Annotated in this window: 18 protein-coding genes; 9 read left to right on the top strand and 9 right to left on the bottom strand. The window is 57.4% G+C overall.

The annotated features are described in order from the left end of the window. Positions 1–60 precede the first annotated feature (60 nt). Genes hisG through hisS form a run of 4 tightly spaced genes read right to left on the bottom strand, consistent with a single transcriptional unit; the run spans position 61 to position 3858 of the window. Complete coding sequence (gene hisG / locus RMR21_RS02440; RefSeq protein WP_498669136.1) at positions 61–756, bottom strand: ATP phosphoribosyltransferase; 696 nt, start codon at positions 754–756, stop codon at positions 61–63. Then, positions 753–1874, bottom strand: coding sequence for an ATP phosphoribosyltransferase regulatory subunit (locus tag RMR21_RS02435; protein ID WP_498669135.1), 1122 nt, complete (start codon positions 1872–1874; stop codon positions 753–755). The genes hisG and RMR21_RS02435 overlap by 4 nt, the downstream gene beginning before the upstream one ends. Positions 1875–1880: 6 nt before the next feature. Continuing rightward, entirely contained in the window at positions 1881–2258 is a 378-nt protein-coding gene (locus tag RMR21_RS02430) for a VOC family protein (RefSeq protein WP_498669134.1), read from the bottom strand. A 4-nt stretch (positions 2259–2262) separates the two neighbouring features. Next, a complete protein-coding gene (hisS, locus tag RMR21_RS02425; RefSeq protein WP_498669133.1) occupies positions 2263–3858 on the bottom strand; it encodes a histidine--tRNA ligase in 1596 nt (531 codons plus the stop codon). A gap of 156 nt (positions 3859–4014) precedes the next feature. Here hisS and relB point away from each other — a divergent pair, with 156 nt between their 5' ends. From relB to copM, 4 genes are read left to right on the top strand one after another with little or no spacing between them, the layout of a single operon-like run. Next, entirely contained in the window at positions 4015–4242 is a 228-nt protein-coding gene (gene relB / locus RMR21_RS02420) for a type II toxin-antitoxin system RelB family antitoxin (RefSeq protein ID WP_498669132.1), read from the top strand. Continuing rightward, positions 4226–4495, top strand: coding sequence for a type II toxin-antitoxin system RelE family toxin (locus RMR21_RS02415; protein ID WP_498669131.1), 270 nt, complete (start codon positions 4226–4228; stop codon positions 4493–4495). Before relB ends, RMR21_RS02415 begins: the two co-directional genes overlap by 17 nt. A gap of 3 nt (positions 4496–4498) precedes the next feature. Then, positions 4499–5263, top strand: a complete 765-nt coding sequence (locus RMR21_RS02410) for a hypothetical protein (RefSeq protein WP_498669130.1) — start codon at positions 4499–4501, stop codon at positions 5261–5263. Positions 5264–5309: 46 nt separating this feature from the next. Beyond that, on the top strand, positions 5310–5684 hold the full coding sequence (gene copM / locus RMR21_RS02405) for a CopM family metallochaperone (protein ID WP_498669129.1): 375 nt from the start codon (positions 5310–5312) through the stop codon (positions 5682–5684). A gap of 22 nt (positions 5685–5706) precedes the next feature. On the opposite strand, the gene RMR21_RS02400 is transcribed toward copM, so the two are convergent. Both RMR21_RS02400 and RMR21_RS02395 read right to left on the bottom strand, forming a co-directional pair. Further along, the gene (locus tag RMR21_RS02400; protein ID WP_498669128.1) at positions 5707–6150 is read right to left on the bottom strand and encodes a hypothetical protein; all 444 of its coding nucleotides are present in this window, start codon (positions 6148–6150) and stop codon (positions 5707–5709) included. Beyond that, positions 6147–6776, bottom strand: a complete 630-nt coding sequence (locus RMR21_RS02395; RefSeq protein WP_498670216.1) for a DNA-3-methyladenine glycosylase I — start codon at positions 6774–6776, stop codon at positions 6147–6149. The genes RMR21_RS02400 and RMR21_RS02395 overlap by 4 nt, the downstream gene beginning before the upstream one ends. Before the next feature lie 188 nt (positions 6777–6964). Between RMR21_RS02395 and RMR21_RS02390 the strand changes: the two genes are divergently transcribed. Then, a complete protein-coding gene (locus RMR21_RS02390) occupies positions 6965–7687 on the top strand; it encodes a L,D-transpeptidase (protein WP_498669127.1) in 723 nt (240 codons plus the stop codon). Positions 7688–7868: 181 nt separating this feature from the next. Here RMR21_RS02390 and glcF read toward each other — a convergent pair whose 3' ends face one another. From glcF to RMR21_RS02375, 3 genes are read right to left on the bottom strand one after another with little or no spacing between them, the layout of a single operon-like run. Next, on the bottom strand, positions 7869–9176 hold the full coding sequence (glcF, locus tag RMR21_RS02385; protein ID WP_498669126.1) for a glycolate oxidase subunit GlcF: 1308 nt from the start codon (positions 9174–9176) through the stop codon (positions 7869–7871). 2 nt (positions 9177–9178) lie between these two features. After that, positions 9179–10375, bottom strand: coding sequence for an FAD-binding protein (locus tag RMR21_RS02380; protein WP_498670215.1), 1197 nt, complete (start codon positions 10373–10375; stop codon positions 9179–9181). 5 nt (positions 10376–10380) lie between these two features. Beyond that, complete coding sequence (locus RMR21_RS02375; RefSeq protein ID WP_498669125.1) at positions 10381–11820, bottom strand: FAD-binding oxidoreductase; 1440 nt, start codon at positions 11818–11820, stop codon at positions 10381–10383. A 222-nt stretch (positions 11821–12042) separates the two neighbouring features. Here RMR21_RS02375 and RMR21_RS02370 point away from each other — a divergent pair, with 222 nt between their 5' ends. The 4 genes from RMR21_RS02370 to RMR21_RS02355 all read left to right on the top strand — a co-directional run bounded on the left by RMR21_RS02370 (position 12043) and on the right by RMR21_RS02355 (position 16387). Further along, the gene (locus RMR21_RS02370) at positions 12043–13380 is read left to right on the top strand and encodes a glycosyltransferase family 4 protein (RefSeq protein WP_498669124.1); all 1338 of its coding nucleotides are present in this window, start codon (positions 12043–12045) and stop codon (positions 13378–13380) included. Continuing rightward, a complete protein-coding gene (locus RMR21_RS02365; protein WP_498669123.1) occupies positions 13377–14117 on the top strand; it encodes an HAD-IIB family hydrolase in 741 nt (246 codons plus the stop codon). Before RMR21_RS02370 ends, RMR21_RS02365 begins: the two co-directional genes overlap by 4 nt. Before the next feature lie 202 nt (positions 14118–14319). Next, positions 14320–14829 carry an NUDIX hydrolase gene (locus RMR21_RS02360; protein ID WP_498669122.1) on the top strand — a complete coding sequence of 170 codons (510 nt, stop codon included), beginning with the start codon at positions 14320–14322 and terminating at the stop codon, positions 14827–14829. A 58-nt stretch (positions 14830–14887) separates the two neighbouring features. Next, positions 14888–16387, top strand: a complete 1500-nt coding sequence (locus RMR21_RS02355; protein WP_498669121.1) for an inorganic phosphate transporter — start codon at positions 14888–14890, stop codon at positions 16385–16387. Positions 16388–16410 lie beyond the last annotated feature (23 nt).

Raw genomic sequence — 16410 nt, 5'->3', positions numbered from 1 at the left:
AAAAAGGCCGCTGGATTGCTCCGGCGGCTTTTTTGTATCTGTCATATCCGATGTCGTTTTCTACAGGGCAGACGTTAGTCGTGAAACGATATCGCTGACGACAGGATCGCCCTCGTGCTCCGGCTTGCGGGCCCGCACGAAGCAGGCTTGCGAGCGCAGAATGACGCCATCCGTCAGAACCTTGAGATGGTTTGCCGTCAGTGTCGAGCCGGTGGAGGTGATGTCTACGATGATATCCGCCTGCCCTGCCGCCGGGGCCCCTTCGGTCGCGCCCAGACTTTCGACGATCCGGTAAAGCTGGATGCCGTGCTGTCGCGAGAAAAACTGCTGCGTCAGCCGCCAGTATTTGGTGGCTATGGCGAGGCGGCGTCCGTGGCGGGCGCGAAACTCAGAGGCGACGTCGCCGAGATCGGCCATACTGTCCACATCCAGCCATATCTCCGGCACCGCAACCACGACATCGGCATGACCGAAACCCAGACGGGCACAGAACTCGACGCGCTTATCCACATCAACAAGATCCTCGCGCACGAGGTCCTCGCCGGTCACGCCGAAATCCACCGTGCCATTGCCGATTTCACGCGCAATTTCGGATGCCGAGAGATAGGCGATTTCGATATCGTCGCGTCCCTCGACCCTGCCGCGATAGGAGCGGTCGTTGCCGATGGCGATAATTTTGAGCCCGGCGCGCTCAAGAATGGCGGAAGCGTCTTCCTTCATGCGGCCCTTGGAGGGCAAGGCGATGGTGATGGTCATGGCTTGGCCCTCACGGCTTCGATTCGATCCAGCCACAGCGAGAAACCCACAGCCGGTATCTTGTCTTTTGCGCCGAGCAGCGTCATCAGCCGGTCGAACCGACCGCCACCGGCCAACACCGCCCCCTCACCGTCCACGACGACCTCGAAGACAAGGCCGGTGTAATAGTCCAGCGGACGTCCGAAGGCGGCACGATAGGCGATGCTATCCAGATCGATGCCGCCATTGGCCAGTGCGGCAACGCGGGCATCAAAGGCAGACAGCGCGCCGTCCAGTCTCAGCTTTGCCTTGTCGGCAAATTCGGCAAGCGTCTGCGATGCCTGCGACAGCGGTGCTTGCAGGGAAAGGAACTGTTTCAACAGTTCAAAGCTCTCATCCGGCAGGCGCGTGGCGGCCAGCGCCAGTTTCTCGCGCAGACGGCGGGCGATTTCCTGCGGGGAGCGGCTGGCATTGGTGGAATAGCCGGTGTCTTCCATGACGCTGTCGATATAGTCGACCAAAACCTTTTCCTCACCCGTTGCCAGCAGGCCTGCAACGCGGGCATCGAGCCCTGTCATCGGCTTGGGGTTGACGAGGCTTTGCAGCAGCGCTTCCAGTTGCACCGTGTCCCCGAACGCATGAACCAGACGTTTCTGCCAGCCGAGCGGCAAGCCGAGTGCCGCAACAACCGCCTCGAACACCTGCTGGTCACCCAGCGTGACGATCAGTCTGCGACCCGGCAAAAGGCGCTTCAAAATGCCGGTCGCGTCGCTGATCGCACGGGCATCGGCGGCGGCAATATTGGTATCGCCGAGATCCTCGATACCGGCCTGATAAAACTCGCTCGCCCCATCCCGCCGCTGGCGAAAGACTTCACCCAGATAGGAGTAGCGCTTGGGCGTACCGGTCGCGGTTTCGATGTGGCGAAGACAAACCGGAATGGTGAATTCCGGGCGCAGACACAGGCTCGCACCCGTTTCGCTTTCCGTCATGAAAATCCGTCGCCGCAGGTCTTCCCCCGCCATATCCAGAAAGGGTTCGGCTGGCTGGATCACAGGCGTGCTCACGCGGCTGGTGCGGCGCGCATCGAATTCATCCAGGATGTCACCGGCAAAATCCGGCATGTCGATCAGGGGCATGAAATGCTACTTTTCATCACGTAGGAGCGGCTGCATCAGTTCGATGCGATTTCCAAAAGGGTCATAGACGTAGAAGCGGTCATAACCTTCCAACGGCTCATCCTCAACCACGCGGTGGCCTGCCAGCTCGAATGTTTTCCGAAAACGGGCCAAATTCTCGACCTGAAAAGCCGGATGCGCTTTCGCCGCAGGCCTGAAATCTACGTCGACACCGAGATGAACGCGCACCGCGCCGCTTCCAAACCAGCATCCACCCCGCTTGGCCAGATTGGCGAGCTTAGCCAGCTCCGGCAATCCAAGAAGGCCAGCGTAGAAATTCCGCGCATCGTCCTCACGACCCTCAGGCATGGCAAGTTGAACGTGATCGAGGGCGACGAGGCTCATCCGGTCATTTGCTTTCGGCTTCGCGTTGACGGTCCTCGGCCTGGGTTGCCAGAATTTCCTTCACCTTAGCCACCAGTTCCGCTTCCGGCACGATAACCTGCGCCACACGGGCTTCGCGCCACGTGGCGTTGTCCTCGATTTCGCCGGACAGGCGCTTGCCTTCGATCAGGTCCTTGATCTGCACCACGCCTTCGGCCCGCTCATCACCCCCCTGAATGATGGCGATGGGTGCGCCCATGCGGTCGGCATATTTCAGCTGGTTTCCGAATTTCTTCCAGTTGCCCTGATACATCTCGGCACGAATGCCTTCCTTGCGCAGCGCCTGCGTGAAACGCTGGTAACGCCCCATGCTCTCCACATCGCCATCCATGACGGTGACGAGAACGGGCGCGAGCGGCTTTGTCTGCCCCAGCTTGCCAAGATTTTTCAACGCCGTCATCAGGCGTGAAACACCGATGGAGAAACCGGTTGCCGGAACCGGCTGACCCATGAAGCGGGACACCAGACCATCGTAACGACCGCCGCCGCCGACAGAGCCGAAGACGACCTTTTCGCCTTTTTCGTTGGTCACATCGAAGGTGAGTTCGGCTTCGTAGACGGGGCCGGTGTAGTATTCGAGGCCTCGAATACAAGATGGATCGAACTTTATCCGATCAATTCCGTACCCTGCTGCGCGGCAAAGGTCTGAAATAAAACGCAGCTCCTTAATGCCTTCTGCACAAGTCGCGTTACCACCAAACTCACTTTCCAAAGCTTGGAATACTGTTTCATCGAGAACAGAGATGACCTCTACCGATTTGTAATCTCTCAGCCCCGAATCCCTAATCATTTGATTGGCGACATCATCTATCAGAGATAACACTTTTAAAATCTTCGTTGATTGCTCTTCAGCAAGTCCCGCGCCCTTAGTGAAATCGCCGGATTCATCCTTCCGACCAGCACCAAGCAAAAGTTTCACACCTTCAACACCGAACTTATCCAACTTGTCGATGGCGCGCAGCACGTTCAGACGACGCGCCGCATTCTCCTCACCACCAAGCCCGATGGCTTCCATCACACCGTCCAGAACCTTGCGGTTGTTCACCCGGATCACGTAATCGCCGCGCTTGATGCCCAAAGCTTCCAGCGTGTCCGCCATCATCATGCACATTTCCGCATCGGCCTGAACGCCGGGTGCGCCAACGCTATCGGCGTCGAACTGCATGAACTGGCGGAAGCGGCCGGGGCCAGGCTTTTCGTTGCGGAAGACATAACCGGCGCGGTAGGTGCGGAAGGGTAACTGTATCTCGTTGAAATTTTCGGCGACATGGCGAGCAAGCGGTGCGGTAAGATCGTAGCGCAGGCTCATCCACTGGTCGTCATCGTCCGTCAGCGAAAACACGCCTTCATTGGGGCGGTCGCTATCGGGCAGGAACTTGCCGAGTGCATCTGTATATTCGAACAGCGGCGTCTCGATGGGGTCGAAACCGTAGAGTTCGTAAACGCCACGGATTTTCTCGATCATCTCATGGGTGGCATGAATATCGGCGCTCGAGCGATCCACGAAGCCGCGCGGCAGGCGGGCTTTCAGTTTCTGAGGCTTTTTTGCTTTTTCGCTCATGATGCCGGTCCAACTGTCTCTTGAAATCAAGCCGGTCTATTAGAGGATGAAGCCCTGTGCGGCAAGGCCGCAGGGGCGCGGTTTTGCTGGCGTGATGGCGGAAATCGTGCTAATTGGGATACATGCATCCCAATCGCTTCCAGGGACAAGAGCACCATGAGCAAACAGACCGCCATCCGCCTGCCTGACGAGACCTATGAGCGTCTGAAGGCGCTGTCCGAGCGCACCGGCCGCACATCGGCTTTCTACATTCGCGAGGCCATTGAAAAGCATATCGAGGATATGGAAGATTTGTATTTGGCCGAAGAGGCCACGCGGCGCATTCAGCGCGGTGAATCAAAGGTTGTAGGCGCCGAGGATTTCTGGCGTGATCTGGACAATTGAGTACGATATTCTTGTTCAGAAACAGATCAAGAAACTTGATCCGCAAACCCGTGATCGTATCCGTTCATTCCTTCATGAGCGACTGGCGCAACTCGATAATCCCCGCAAGATAGGTGAAGCTCTGAAAGGCTCCGAACTCGGCAACTACTGGCGTTACCGAACGGGCGACTACCGTATTCTGTGTGATATTCAGGACGAGAGACTTGTCGTTCTCGTCATCGAAATCGGCCATCGCCGGGAAGTCTACCGTTAGATCATGATCCTCGAAGCGCTCAATTACGCCGCGACATACCGCAAGACGCCGCCGGAATTTCGCCCTCATATCCGCTATTCCGTCAATCTCTGGGCGCGCGCCAACCGTTGCAGGCAGGCATGGGCCGAGCATGAGGACAACAGCAAGCGCTTCATTGTGTCTTCTGCGGCCAAGCTGAAACAGCGCCGCACGGCTGTCGTGCTCGGCTCCGGCCTCTTGCGGGATGTGCCGTTGCAACAGCTGGCTGCGGCCTTCGACACCGTGGTTCTGGTGGATCTCGTCCATTTGGCCAGCGTTCGTGCGAGGCTTTATGCACGACATAGCAGAACCGTGGTTCTGAATCACCGCGATCTCTCCGGCTATGGCGATCTGGAAGCGGGAAAACCGGTGGAGCCGCTGAGCTTTCTGCGACTGGTGCCCTATCTCGACTTCGTCGTGTCCGCCAATCTGCTGTCGCAAATCGGCACCGGCATTCGCAACCGGCTGGAAAAACAACCGGGCAACACGATGCCACAGGATGCCGTGCGTCAGCTCCTTCAGGCGCATCTGGATGGCCTGTCAGGTCTTCCCTGCAAGGCATGCCTCATCACCGATACCGCTTTCGACGTCATCGATAAAAACGGCGCGCCGCATCAGCACGAGGACCTGTTGCATGGCGTGACTGTTCCCAAAATCGCGCGTGAGTGGAATTGGCCGGTCGTGCCGTTTGGCGAAGAAAGCCGCGATTATCAGATCATCCACAAGGTCGTTGCCAGCGAACTGACATAATGGTCATGTCCATTGGGGTTTCTGCCAGACACAGGAAGGATCATGCATGCGCCTAAAGACCATTTCCCTCGCCACCGCGCTGGTCGCAGCTTTCATCTTACCCGCCTATGCTCAAGAGAGCGGCGGCCATGCGGGCCATGATATGTCGAAGGCTGCCGCCACCGAGAGTGCTTCCTCCAAAGCCTTCATGGACGCCAGCAAGAAGATGCATGGCGATATGTCCATGGACTATACCGGCAATGCCGATGTGGATTTCGTGCGCGGCATGATCCCACACCATCAGGGCGCGATCGATATGGCGAAGGTTCAGTTGCAGTATGGCAAAGACCCGGAAATCCGCAAACTCGCGCAAGAGGTCATCACCGCGCAGGAAGCGGAGATCGCGATGATGCAGCAGTGGCTTAAATCCAGAGGCTACTAAACGGCGCCCAAGACAGGCGACGTTACGGCTGTTTTTCCACCGTAATCGTGTAATTCGCACCAAGGCCACGACGGGATGAGCTGAGCACGAGGATCGGGCGGACCAGCCATTCCGTATCCGCATTCGGCGTCAGTACGGCGGTGTTCTTTCCGGCCTCGCTGAAGAAGATCGCGTCGTCTTCCGGCTTGGCGAAATCGAAAATCGCCATCACCACGAATTCGCTGCGGCTGGTGAGTGTGACCTTCAGGGTCTCGCCAGCCTTGACCTTGAGGCGGTAGACATCACCCCTGCCCTGCCGTGTCCAGCCGTTCAGCACCAGCGGACCGGTTGCCGGCATGGTAGCGGGTTTCAGGTTCTCACCATCATCGAGCCAGATGCCATCGACATTGCGGCCTTCCGCGTGAACGGAAGTCACGATCGACAGGGCGAGGAGAGACGCAAGCAGAATGTGGGGAAATCGGGTCACAGGCGTGAAAACTCCAGCCTTTGCGTTTCGATACGCGGGCGGCAATGGCAACCTTCGATGTGGTCGTTGACCATGCCCATGGCCTGCATGAAGGCGTAAATCGTGGTGGGGCCGACAAAGGTCCAGCCGCGCTTTTTCAGATCTTTCGACAGGCGCGTGGAGGCGGGTGTGATGGGGTTAGCGCGCAGCGTCGCGTAATCCAAAACCGGTGGGCGCTCCTCCGGCTTGGGTTCAAACGACCAGAAATAGCGCGCCAGTGAGCCGAACTCGTCGCGCATCTCGATGGCACGGCGGGCATTGTTGATGGTGGAAACGATCTTGCCACGATGACGAATGATCCCCTTGTCGGCTACGCAACGCTCGATATCCGCCTCTTCGAACTGCGCAACCTTTTCGAAATCGAACCCGCAGAACGCAGCGCGAAAAGCCTCCCGCTTTCTCAGCACCGTCAACCAGGAGAGGCCGGACTGAAACCCCTCCAGGCAGATCTTCTCGAACAGGCGCGTGTCGTCCTTGACCGGACGTCCCCACTCTTCATCGTGATACAGCGCATAATCCGCCAACCCCTGTTGCCAGAAGCAACGGATCTTGCCGTCTTCGCCCGTCAAAAGTCCGGTTTCACTCATGGCTACCATGCTCGTTTCGTCGTCTGCCGGTGATTACCATTGATTTACTGTGTTTCAAAACCGTCCGCTAACCTTATTAAAAGGTTTCGACCAAATCGCGGCTTTTCATCAAGCGCCGTTTACCATTCGCTGTCGCCGGGGTGGCAACGTGACGATTATGTTCCGGTGTCATATAGAGAGTTCACCCGATGTCGATGAAATCCGTTCTTCTGGCGCTGAGCCTCGTCTCCGCCTTTTCGCTGCCAGCTCTTGCCAATGATCGTTATCGGGAACGCCCACCGGTCGTCGTCAGCCCAGACCTGACAGCACCGTGGGTGATGCAGCTTGGCGGCGCTCAGGTGCGCCCTGTCGTTTATCCGCAGCGCCCCGTACGCCCATCGCTGTTCCAGCGGCCAGTCGCTCAGCCGCGCGCGCAGGCCGTGGCCGCACGAACAGGGGATCCGCGTCTGCGTATCGCGCCGCAGTTTTTGCCGCAAATGGTGCAGTATCAGGGCAAGGAAGCCCCGGGCACCATCGTCATCGATACGCCAAACCGGTTTCTCTATCTCGTGATGGCAGATGGAAAAGCGCGGCGTTATGGCGTTGGCGTTGGCAAACCCGGATTCGAATGGGCCGGTACGCACAAGATTACCCGCAAGAATGAATGGCCAAGCTGGACACCACCGCAGGAAATGATCACCCGCGAGGCCGCAAAGGGCCATTATCTTCCTGCCTTCATGGAGGGCGGACCGCAAAACCCGATGGGCGCGCGCGCCATGTATCTCGGATCCACCCTTTACCGTATTCATGGCACCAACCAGCCATGGACCATCGGCAGCAACAATTCCTCCGGTTGCATTCGTATGCGCAATGAAGATGTGACCGATCTCTATGAGCGCGTGACTGTCGGCACCCGTGTGATTGTGATCTGATAGCAACGCTAATATAAATCTTCACGCCGAAGAGTTGAAACCAGACGTGAACGTGCTTGCCGGGACGGATGAATGGGCTAAAGGTGCCAGCATATTCTTTTGGCGGGGGACGCCAGGGGGCGGCAGGCACGTCACACGTGCTAACCGATGAGAAACGGGCGGTGATCAGACCGCCCGTTTTTTATGGCACCATCGCGATTTTCTTTGGCTTTTTGCCGCCATAAGCCCAATCCAGCAATTCGATCGTGTGGAGAATTGGTACTGCCGTGCCACTGGCGATCTGCGTGATGCAGCCGAGATTGCCCGTGGCGATGATATCGGCTTTTGTGGCTTCGATATTCTTGACCTTGCGCGCCTTCAACTCCGCCGAAAATTCCGGTTGGAGAATGTTGTAGGTTCCGGCCGAGCCGCAACAGAGATGTCCCTCTGCCGGATCGCGCACGGTATAACCCGCCGCCTTCAGCAACAGTTTCGGCACAGCCGTGATCTTCTGACCATGCTGCATGGAACAGGCCGAATGATAGGCCACCGTGAGGCCATTGCGCTCAAGAGACGGCAGATCAAGCCCACCCAGATATTCGGTGATATCCCTTGCCAGCCCGGAAACGATCTTCGCTTTTTCGGCGTAAGCGGCATCCAGCCGCAGCATATGGCCATAATCCTTGATGGTCGTGCCGCAGCCAGATGCGGTGATGATAATGGCATCCAGACCGCCGCGTTCCACTTCGCGCATCCACACATCGACATTGCGCCGCGCAGATGAGAGCGCCTGCTCTTCCCGGCCCATATGATGCACCAGAGCACCGCAACAGCCCTCCCCTTGCGGCACCACAACCTCGATGCCGAGCCGGGTCAAAAGCCGGATGGTCGCGTCATTGATATGAGGATCAAGCACCTGCTGGGCGCAGCCGGACAGAAGTGCGACACGTCCACGTTTTTCGGCTTTTGGTGCATGAACACCCGGATTTGCGAAGGCCGACGCTGCAGGTTCTGATTTCGGGGCCAAATCGAGCATCGATGCAAGTGGCCTCAGCCCTTTGCTATTGCGCAAAAGCCCTGCGAAGGGTTGGCCAAGGCGCGCCAACTTCAGAACGGTGCGGAACCGGCCTGGATAGGGCAGCACGAAGGCGAGCAGATTGCGGATCAGCCGATCCATCAGCGGCCGCTTGTAGGTCTTTTCGATATGGACGCGGGCGTGATCGACAAGATGCATATAGTCCACGCCCGAGGGACAGGTGGTCACGCACGCAAGGCAGGACAGACAGCGGTCGATGTGCGTTACGACCTGAGCGTCCGCAGGGCGGTCGTTCTCCAACATATCCTTGATGAGATAGATGCGTCCCCGCGGGCTATCCAGTTCGTTGCCGAGCGTCACATAGGTCGGACAGGTCGCGGTGCAGAAACCGCAATGCACGCATTTGCGCAGGATTTTCTCGGATTCAGCGACATGGGGATCGGCGAGTTGTTGCGGGGTGAACGAGGTTTGCATGTCTAAATCCCCATTTTACCCGGATTGAAAATTCCCGCAGGATCAAGCTTTGCCTTGATGCGACGGGACAGTTCGTGTTCAGCAGCGGTCAGCGGCTCGAAGGCTGCGATGCCGTGGCGTTCTATGTGCAGAGCGCGGATCAAGGTAGAATGGCCGCCACCCAGCGTTCTGATATGTCGGCTGAGGAGGTCAGCTTCGATACCGGCCTCCATCTGCATCCAGACGAGGCCACCCTGCCAATCGTAAAACGCATCGATGCCCGCTTCCAATCGCAGTGCTGCCACCAGCTTGTGACCTTGCGAGGGAGCGACCGAGACGCGCCAGAGCGGCTTTTTGAGATCGGCTGCGAACGGCGTCACATCGCGGATTTCGTGCCATAGGACTTTGCTTTCTTCGCTATCCTGCAAAGTGGAAGGCCCGAATGCAGACAGGGTTGTTTGCAATTTTTGCACCCGTGCCTGGACCGAAGCCTCAAGGCCTTCGACCCGCAAAACGGTTGCCGCGCCATCGGGTAGCGAACCCCTCAAAAAACGCGACTTTACGCTTTCCGGCAGATGCGCGGCACCGGAAACCTCGGTGCTGGTCGCCATGGCGGCGGCCATGACATGGGTTGCGGCTTCGTCTTCAAGGCCGGATATGAGCAGAGTGGTCTGAGCAGGCGGGATAGGCAAAATGCGAAAAGTAACTTCTGTCAAGAAACCCAGTGTTCCGTAAGAGCCTGCCAGAAGCTTCACCAGATCAAGCCCGGTGACATTCTTCATCACCCGCCCGCCTGCCTTGATCGCTTCACCCTTGCCATTGATGAAGCGAATGCCGAGCAGACTATCGCGCGCGGCACCCGCCACAAACCGGCGCGGACCGGACACGTTGGCGGCGAAGATGCCGCCGATGGTCGGTTCGCCTGCGGTGCCCATGACGGGGCGGTGATCCATCGGTTCGAACACCATCATCTGGTTGGCGGATATCAGTGCTGCCTCTACCTCCGCCACCGGCGTTCCGGCCTTCACCGTCATCACCATTTCAGCGGGATTATAGGCCACGATGCCGCTAATGTTGCGTGAGGAAAGACACACTTCGGCCTCGACGCGATTGCCGAAACCGGCGCGCGTGTTGCCACCGATGATCGCCAGCGCACGGCCAGACTGCGCGTGTTCGCAAATGATATCCGCCGCCTCGGCTTCGGTTGCAGGCAGAAGTATTTCACTCATGAAGCAGGCCGCCCGTCCAGCGGGAAGACCTTGGAGGGGTTGAGAAGCCAGCCCTCATCGAAGGCAAATCGTACCGCCATCTGCTGCGTCAGGTCAGCGTCTGAATATTGGTGGCGCATGAGGTCGCGCTTTTCGATGCCAACGCCGTGCTCTCCCGTCAGGCAACCGCCCGCATCGACACAGAGCCTCAGGATTTGATTGCCCGCTTCTTCTGCTTTTGCGGCCTCGTCGGGGTCATTGGCGTTGAACAGAATGAGCGGATGCATGTTGCCGTCACCTGCGTGGAAGACATTGGCCACGCGCAAGCCGAGGCTATCGACGATTTCGCCTGTTCTTTGCAGCACATAGGACAGTTGGCTGAGCGGCACCGTGCCGTCCATGCAGATGTAATCAGAAATCCGGCCAGTTGCACCGAACGCAGATTTGCGGCCTTTCCAGATAGCAGCGGCTTCCATGGCGGATTGACATTCGCGGACGGTTTTAACGCCATGTCTGCGGGCGATAGCAACGATATCGGCCAGCATCGCATCCATCTCGTCTTCGGACCCCTCCACCTCGACAATCAGCAGCGCACCGACATCGAGCGGATACCCCGCCTTGGCAAAGGCCTCGCAGATTTCGATGGCGGGTTTGTCCATGAATTCGATGGCGACGGGAATGATGCCTGCGCCGATAATATTGGCCACGCAAGAGCCCGCCTCTTCCGAGGTTTCGAAACCGAACAGAACCGGCCGCGTGCCTTCTGGCTTGGCGATGAGCCTAACGGTGGCTTCTGTCACGATGCCCAGTTGGCCTTCCGAGCCGCAGACGAGGCCGAGCAGATCGTAGCCGCTGGCATCCAGATGCTTGCCACCCAGCTCCAGCACCGTACCATCGACCAGAACCATCTTGACGCCGAGCAGGTTGTTGGTCGTCACCCCGTATTTCAGGCAATGCGCACCGCCGGAATTCATGCCGATATTGCCGCCGATGGTACAGGCGAGTTGCGAGCTGGGGTCGGGCGCATAGAAGAAGCCCTGCAGGCCTGCGACATCTGAAATCGACAGATTGGTGACGCCTGCGTGCACGGTAGCCGTACGGTTGAACAAATCCATTTCGAGAATCTGGGTCATCTTTGAAAGACCGATCACCACGGCATCTTCCTGCGGAATGGCACCGCCGGAGAGCGACGTGCCGGCTCCGCGTGGTACGATGGGAATGCCGTAGCGATGGCAGTATTTCATGACGGCAGCAACTTGCGCGGTCGTCTTCGGCAAAGCGACCGCCAACGGCAGTTTGCGATAAGAAACGAAGGCGTCGGTCTCAAACGGCACAAGCTCTCGCGGCTCCTGCACCAGACATTCGGGCGGAAGCAGATCGGCCAAGTCGGCGACGATCCTGGCGCGGTTGTCGAGCACAGAGGTTCGCGGCTTCAAGAACTCAATGGTTTGCGACATCGTTGCTCACAGGCCTCCCCACCCCAAGCGACAGATGAGACGATGTTACGGGAATTTGTTGTCGCGATGCAAGGTGCCGGAATTACATCAATCGCCGTAACGCTGACACCAGCGCCCTACTGATACCATAATTCAGAATTTTTATCGTCTTTTGATGGAACTTTTCCTGCTCCACCTGCTTTTGAAGGTGTTAACTGGAAATTTTTACTACGATGGGACGCTATGATCACCTTGAGCGAAACTGAACGCTATCCCCGGATAGCACTCATATCGACACATGGCTACGTAGCCGCACACCCGCCACTAGGCGCAGCAGATACCGGCGGACAGGTCGTATACGTCCTCGAACTCGCCAAAAAACTTGGTCAGCTTGGATATACCGTCGACCTTTACACCCGCCAGTTTGAAGACCAGCCGGAGATTGATGAAGTCGATGAGCGTGTTCGGGTGGTTCGCGTTCCCTGCGGCGGCAAGGACTTCATTCCGAAGGAATATCTTCACCGCCATATGATGGAATGGTGCGAGAATGCGCTTCGTTTCATCAAGAAAAACGGGCTGACTTACTCCTTTATCAACAGCCATTACTGGGATGCCGGTGTCGCCGGTCAGCGCCTGTCCGAAGCACTGAAAGTTCCCCATCTTCATACGCCTCATTCCATCGGCATCTGGAAAAAGCGCCAGATGGAAACCGATTATCCCGAAAAGGCGGATACGTTCGAGCTGGAGTTCAACTTCAAGGAACGCATTCAGCACGAGCTCATCATCTATCGCAGTTGCGATATGGTCATCGCGACGACGCCCGTGCAGCTAGACGTGTTGATCGAAGATTACGGCCTGAAACGCAAGCACATCCATATGATACCGCCCGGATACGACGACAACCGCTTCTTCCCGGTGTCGGAAGGATCGCGGCAGATGCTGCGTCAGCGCTTCGGGTTCGAAGGCAAGACCGTTCTTGCCTTGGGACGTCTCGCCACCAACAAAGGATATGATCTGCTGATCGATGGCTTTTCGGTTCTGGCTGAACGGGAGCCGGAAGCGCGACTGCATCTGGCTGTCGGCGGTGAAAATATGGACGAGCAGGAAACGACGATCCTCAACCAGTTGAAGGAGCGCGTGAGTTCCCTGAACCTTCAGGACAAGGTTATCTTCTCCGGCTACGTTGCCGACGAGGATTTGCCGGATATCTACCGCGCCGCCGACATGTTCGTGCTTTCCAGTCGTTATGAGCCCTTCGGCATGACGGCGATCGAAGCCATGGCAAGCGGCACGCCGACCGTTGTTACCATCCATGGCGGTCTCTTCCGTGCCGTCAGCTATGGGCGGCACGCGCTGTTTGCCGATCCTTTCGACAAGGAGGATCTCGGCATCACCATGATGAAACCGTTCAAACATGAACGTCTATACGGGCGGTTGTCCCGCATGGGAGCGCACAAGGCCCGAAGCCTGTTTACGTGGACAGGCATCGCACAGCAGCTTCTGGCCGTCGTTGAAGGACGTCCGATGATGCCTGTTCTGGAAGAGTCCGATTGGGCCGAACCATGGAATGATGGCGATTGAAACCGGTTCGCATTTTCTCGACTGATCTCGACGGAACCGTCGTCGGCGACAATGCCGCAACGGCCCGTTTCCGTGACTTCTGGCAGTCGTTGCCGGAAGCCACTAGGCCCCTGCTGGTTTTCAACAGCGGGCGCCTTTTGGATGACCAGGTGGAACTCATGGGCCATGTGCCCTTGCCCTCGCCGGACTATGTCATCGGCGGGGTCGGCACCATGATGTCATGCCGCGCTCAACCCTCGTTGCGACAGGCTTATACAGCGTTTCTTGGTGAGGCGTTCGACACAGATAAAATTGTGTCTCTCGTCTCGGACATTCCGGGAATTCGCATGCAGCCTGAACGTTATCAGCACGGACTGAAATCCAGCTGGTATCTCCATGACGCTGGTGAAGCGGATATCGCCCGGATTGAACAGCACCTCCACGACAACGGGATCGACGGACGCATCGTCTACTCCAGCAATCGCGATCTCGATATTCTGCCGCGCGCGGCTGACAAGGGCGCGGCGATTTCATGGCTGTGTGACCATCTAGAAATCGGTCTGGACGAAGTTGTCGTTGCAGGAGATACCGGCAATGATAGAGCGATGTTCGAGTTGCCCGGCATACGTGGCATAGCCGTTGCAAACGCCTTACCCGAGCTGAAAACGCTTGCTGTCCAAAAGCGGACTATCTTTGCTGCCCTTGAAAACGAGGCCGATGGCGTTATATCCGGACTTAAGCACTGGATGTCCCTCTAGGGGCGATACTCTGATAACATCAAATATGTGTCCAACATCAAATATGCTTGAGCGCGGCCTCAAGCCGCATTGACCTTGGCCCGGCAGGGCCGGACAATCAGGCGAATCGTTTCACATCCAATGTTGCGGCAGGTCTGAACTGATCTGGTGATATCTTTACATTCGATATATATTAGAAAAACCGATAAAAGGACGTTATGAATTGAATCTGTTGACACGACTGGCAAATGACGTCTGCTTGATTTTGCGTCGCCCTCCGCGACAGCAATACGCAGCGCTATGCTATCGTCGTGCAAAAAAGACCGGTGATGTTGAAGTGCTTTTGCTGACCAGCCGCGACACGGGCCGCTGGGTTATACCCAAGGGTTGGCCTATGGAGGGCAAGAAGGCCCATGCCGTTGCCGAACGCGAGGCGTTTGAGGAAGCCGGTGTCCGTGGCCGCGTCGAGAAGAACCATTTCGGATTTTTTGATTATGACAAGAAGCTGCGCAATGGCGTGCAGGTCCTTTGTCGCGTGCAGGTCCATCTGCTCGAGGTCGTGGATCTGGTTAAGAATTTCCCTGAGCGCGCAAGCCGGACGCTGGAATGGGTAACGCCGCAGGAAGCTTCGCGCCGTGTCAACGAACCGGAGTTGAAGGAACTTTTCCTTTCCTTCGACAAGCAAATGGCGCAAACGCAACAGCAACCGCCGCAGAAAATCGTAAACCTATAAATTCAGACCAGCCGCTTGCGCCTGCACATGCGGTCATGCCGCATTCGAAAGCAAACAGATGGCGCAACCACCCCACAATCGTATGAAGCCAACTCTGGATAAGGATCTGGATAAGCTTTCGCTTGTCGAGGAGGCCAGCTATCACCTCAGCCGTGGTATGACGGCACCGGGGCTTGGGCTGCTGTTCCTCATCATTTCGGCATTGGTTGCCAGCATTTTCGTCATCGGTCAGCCTGGCGGCATGATTGTCTTTGCAGCGGTCGTCATCGGCGCCTACATGGCGATGAACATCGGCGCAAAGGATGTCGCCAACAATGTCGGCCCGGCCGTCGGTGCCAAAGCGATGCCGATCGCAGCGGCGCTCATCATCGGCGCCATCTGCGAAGTCATGGGAGCGGTGATCACCGGTGGCAATGTCGTGGAAACGATCTCCAGCGGCATCATCAACATCAAAACCATCCCCGACAGCTCGATCTTCGCATGGGCGATGCTGTCGGCATTGATCACGGCTGCTTTGCTCGTCAATCTTTCGAATTATCTCAGGGCCCCGATTTCGACAACGCACACTGTCGTCGGCGGAGTCGCGGGCGCGGGCACCGCTGCCTATGGCTTTGGCGCGGTCGACTGGCTGTCCTTGGGCGGTATTGCCATGACCTGGGTCGCAACGCCTTTCATCAGTGCGTTTTTTGCCATTCTTCTGCTTGCCTTCATCAAGAAATTCATCATCTATCGCGACGACAAGATTTCCGCTGCTCAGATCTGGGTACCGGTGCTGATCGGCATCATGAGCGGCGTCTTCACCGCCTATCTCATCTGGGTGGGCTTCCATCAAGTGGTCACCATCTCGTTTGGAACCGCCGCACTGTCTGGCCTCGCCGTCGGCCTTTTGAGCTGGCGCCTGTCCATCCCCCTCATCGCTCGGCAATCACAGGGCCTTGAGAACCGCAATCAGTCGCTGCGCAAACTGTTTCAGTGGCCGCTCATCCTGGCTGCTGCCTTGATGTCCTTTGCTCATGGCGCAAATGATGTGTCGAATGCCATCGGCCCGGTTGTGGCCATTGTGCGTGCCACCCAGGGCGTCATCGTTGGTGAAACCGCGCGTGCTCCGCAATGGGTGATGCTAATCGGCGCGTTTGGCCTCTCCTGCGGCATCCTTCTGTTCGGTCCACGCCTGATCCGGCTGGTCGGAGAGCAGATCACCAAGCTCAACCCGATGCGTGCATTTTGCGTATCGGTATCCACAGCTTTGACTGTCCTCGTCGCATCCCGATTCGGCATGCCCGTCAGCACAACGCACACGGCAATCGGCGCCGTCTTCGGTGTCGGCTTTTTTCGTGAGTGGTACACGCAACATGCCCGGCACCAACTGGAACCAGACAATCGACAGAACAAAAGCGGTGAAGGCGATGAAAATACCTCCGAGCTCCGTCGTCGGTATCTGGTTCGGCGCTCGCACTTCATGACGATTGTCGCCGCCTGGATCATTACAGTTCCCGCCAGCGCTGCATTGTCTGCAGGATGTTATGGAATCATGTATATTCTTTTCATCAGGCTCTAGCTGCGGCGATTTTCAGCCGTAAA

It is taken from the genome of Agrobacterium sp. rho-8.1, assembly GCF_033957725.1.
Lineage (GTDB): Bacteria > Pseudomonadota > Alphaproteobacteria > Rhizobiales > Rhizobiaceae > Agrobacterium.
This window is presented reverse-complemented; position numbering and strand designations above follow the sequence as displayed.

What these genes read in the sequence shown, in the direction of transcription:
- relB (WP_498669132.1), top strand. Translation starts at nt 4,015, where the DNA reads ATGAGCAAACAGACCGCCATCCGCCTGCCTGACGAGACCTATGAGCGT.
- RMR21_RS02410 (WP_498669130.1), top strand. Translation starts at nt 4,499, where the DNA reads ATGATCCTCGAAGCGCTCAATTACGCCGCGACATACCGCAAGACGCCG.
- RMR21_RS02435 (WP_498669135.1), bottom strand. Translation starts at nt 1,874, where the DNA reads ATGCCCCTGATCGACATGCCGGATTTTGCCGGTGACATCCTGGATGAA.
- RMR21_RS02370 (WP_498669124.1), top strand. Translation starts at nt 12,043, where the DNA reads ATGATCACCTTGAGCGAAACTGAACGCTATCCCCGGATAGCACTCATA.
- RMR21_RS02395 (WP_498670216.1), bottom strand. Translation starts at nt 6,776, where the DNA reads ATGAGTGAAACCGGACTTTTGACGGGCGAAGACGGCAAGATCCGTTGC.
- RMR21_RS02375 (WP_498669125.1), bottom strand. Translation starts at nt 11,820, where the DNA reads ATGTCGCAAACCATTGAGTTCTTGAAGCCGCGAACCTCTGTGCTCGAC.
- RMR21_RS02355 (WP_498669121.1), top strand. Translation starts at nt 14,888, where the DNA reads ATGGCGCAACCACCCCACAATCGTATGAAGCCAACTCTGGATAAGGAT.
- RMR21_RS02430 (WP_498669134.1), bottom strand. Translation starts at nt 2,258, where the DNA reads ATGAGCCTCGTCGCCCTCGATCACGTTCAACTTGCCATGCCTGAGGGT.
- RMR21_RS02390 (WP_498669127.1), top strand. Translation starts at nt 6,965, where the DNA reads ATGTCGATGAAATCCGTTCTTCTGGCGCTGAGCCTCGTCTCCGCCTTT.
- glcF (WP_498669126.1), bottom strand. Translation starts at nt 9,176, where the DNA reads ATGCAAACCTCGTTCACCCCGCAACAACTCGCCGATCCCCATGTCGCT.
- hisG (WP_498669136.1), bottom strand. Translation starts at nt 756, where the DNA reads ATGACCATCACCATCGCCTTGCCCTCCAAGGGCCGCATGAAGGAAGAC.
- copM (WP_498669129.1), top strand. Translation starts at nt 5,310, where the DNA reads ATGCGCCTAAAGACCATTTCCCTCGCCACCGCGCTGGTCGCAGCTTTC.
- hisS (WP_498669133.1), bottom strand. Translation starts at nt 3,858, where the DNA reads ATGAGCGAAAAAGCAAAAAAGCCTCAGAAACTGAAAGCCCGCCTGCCG.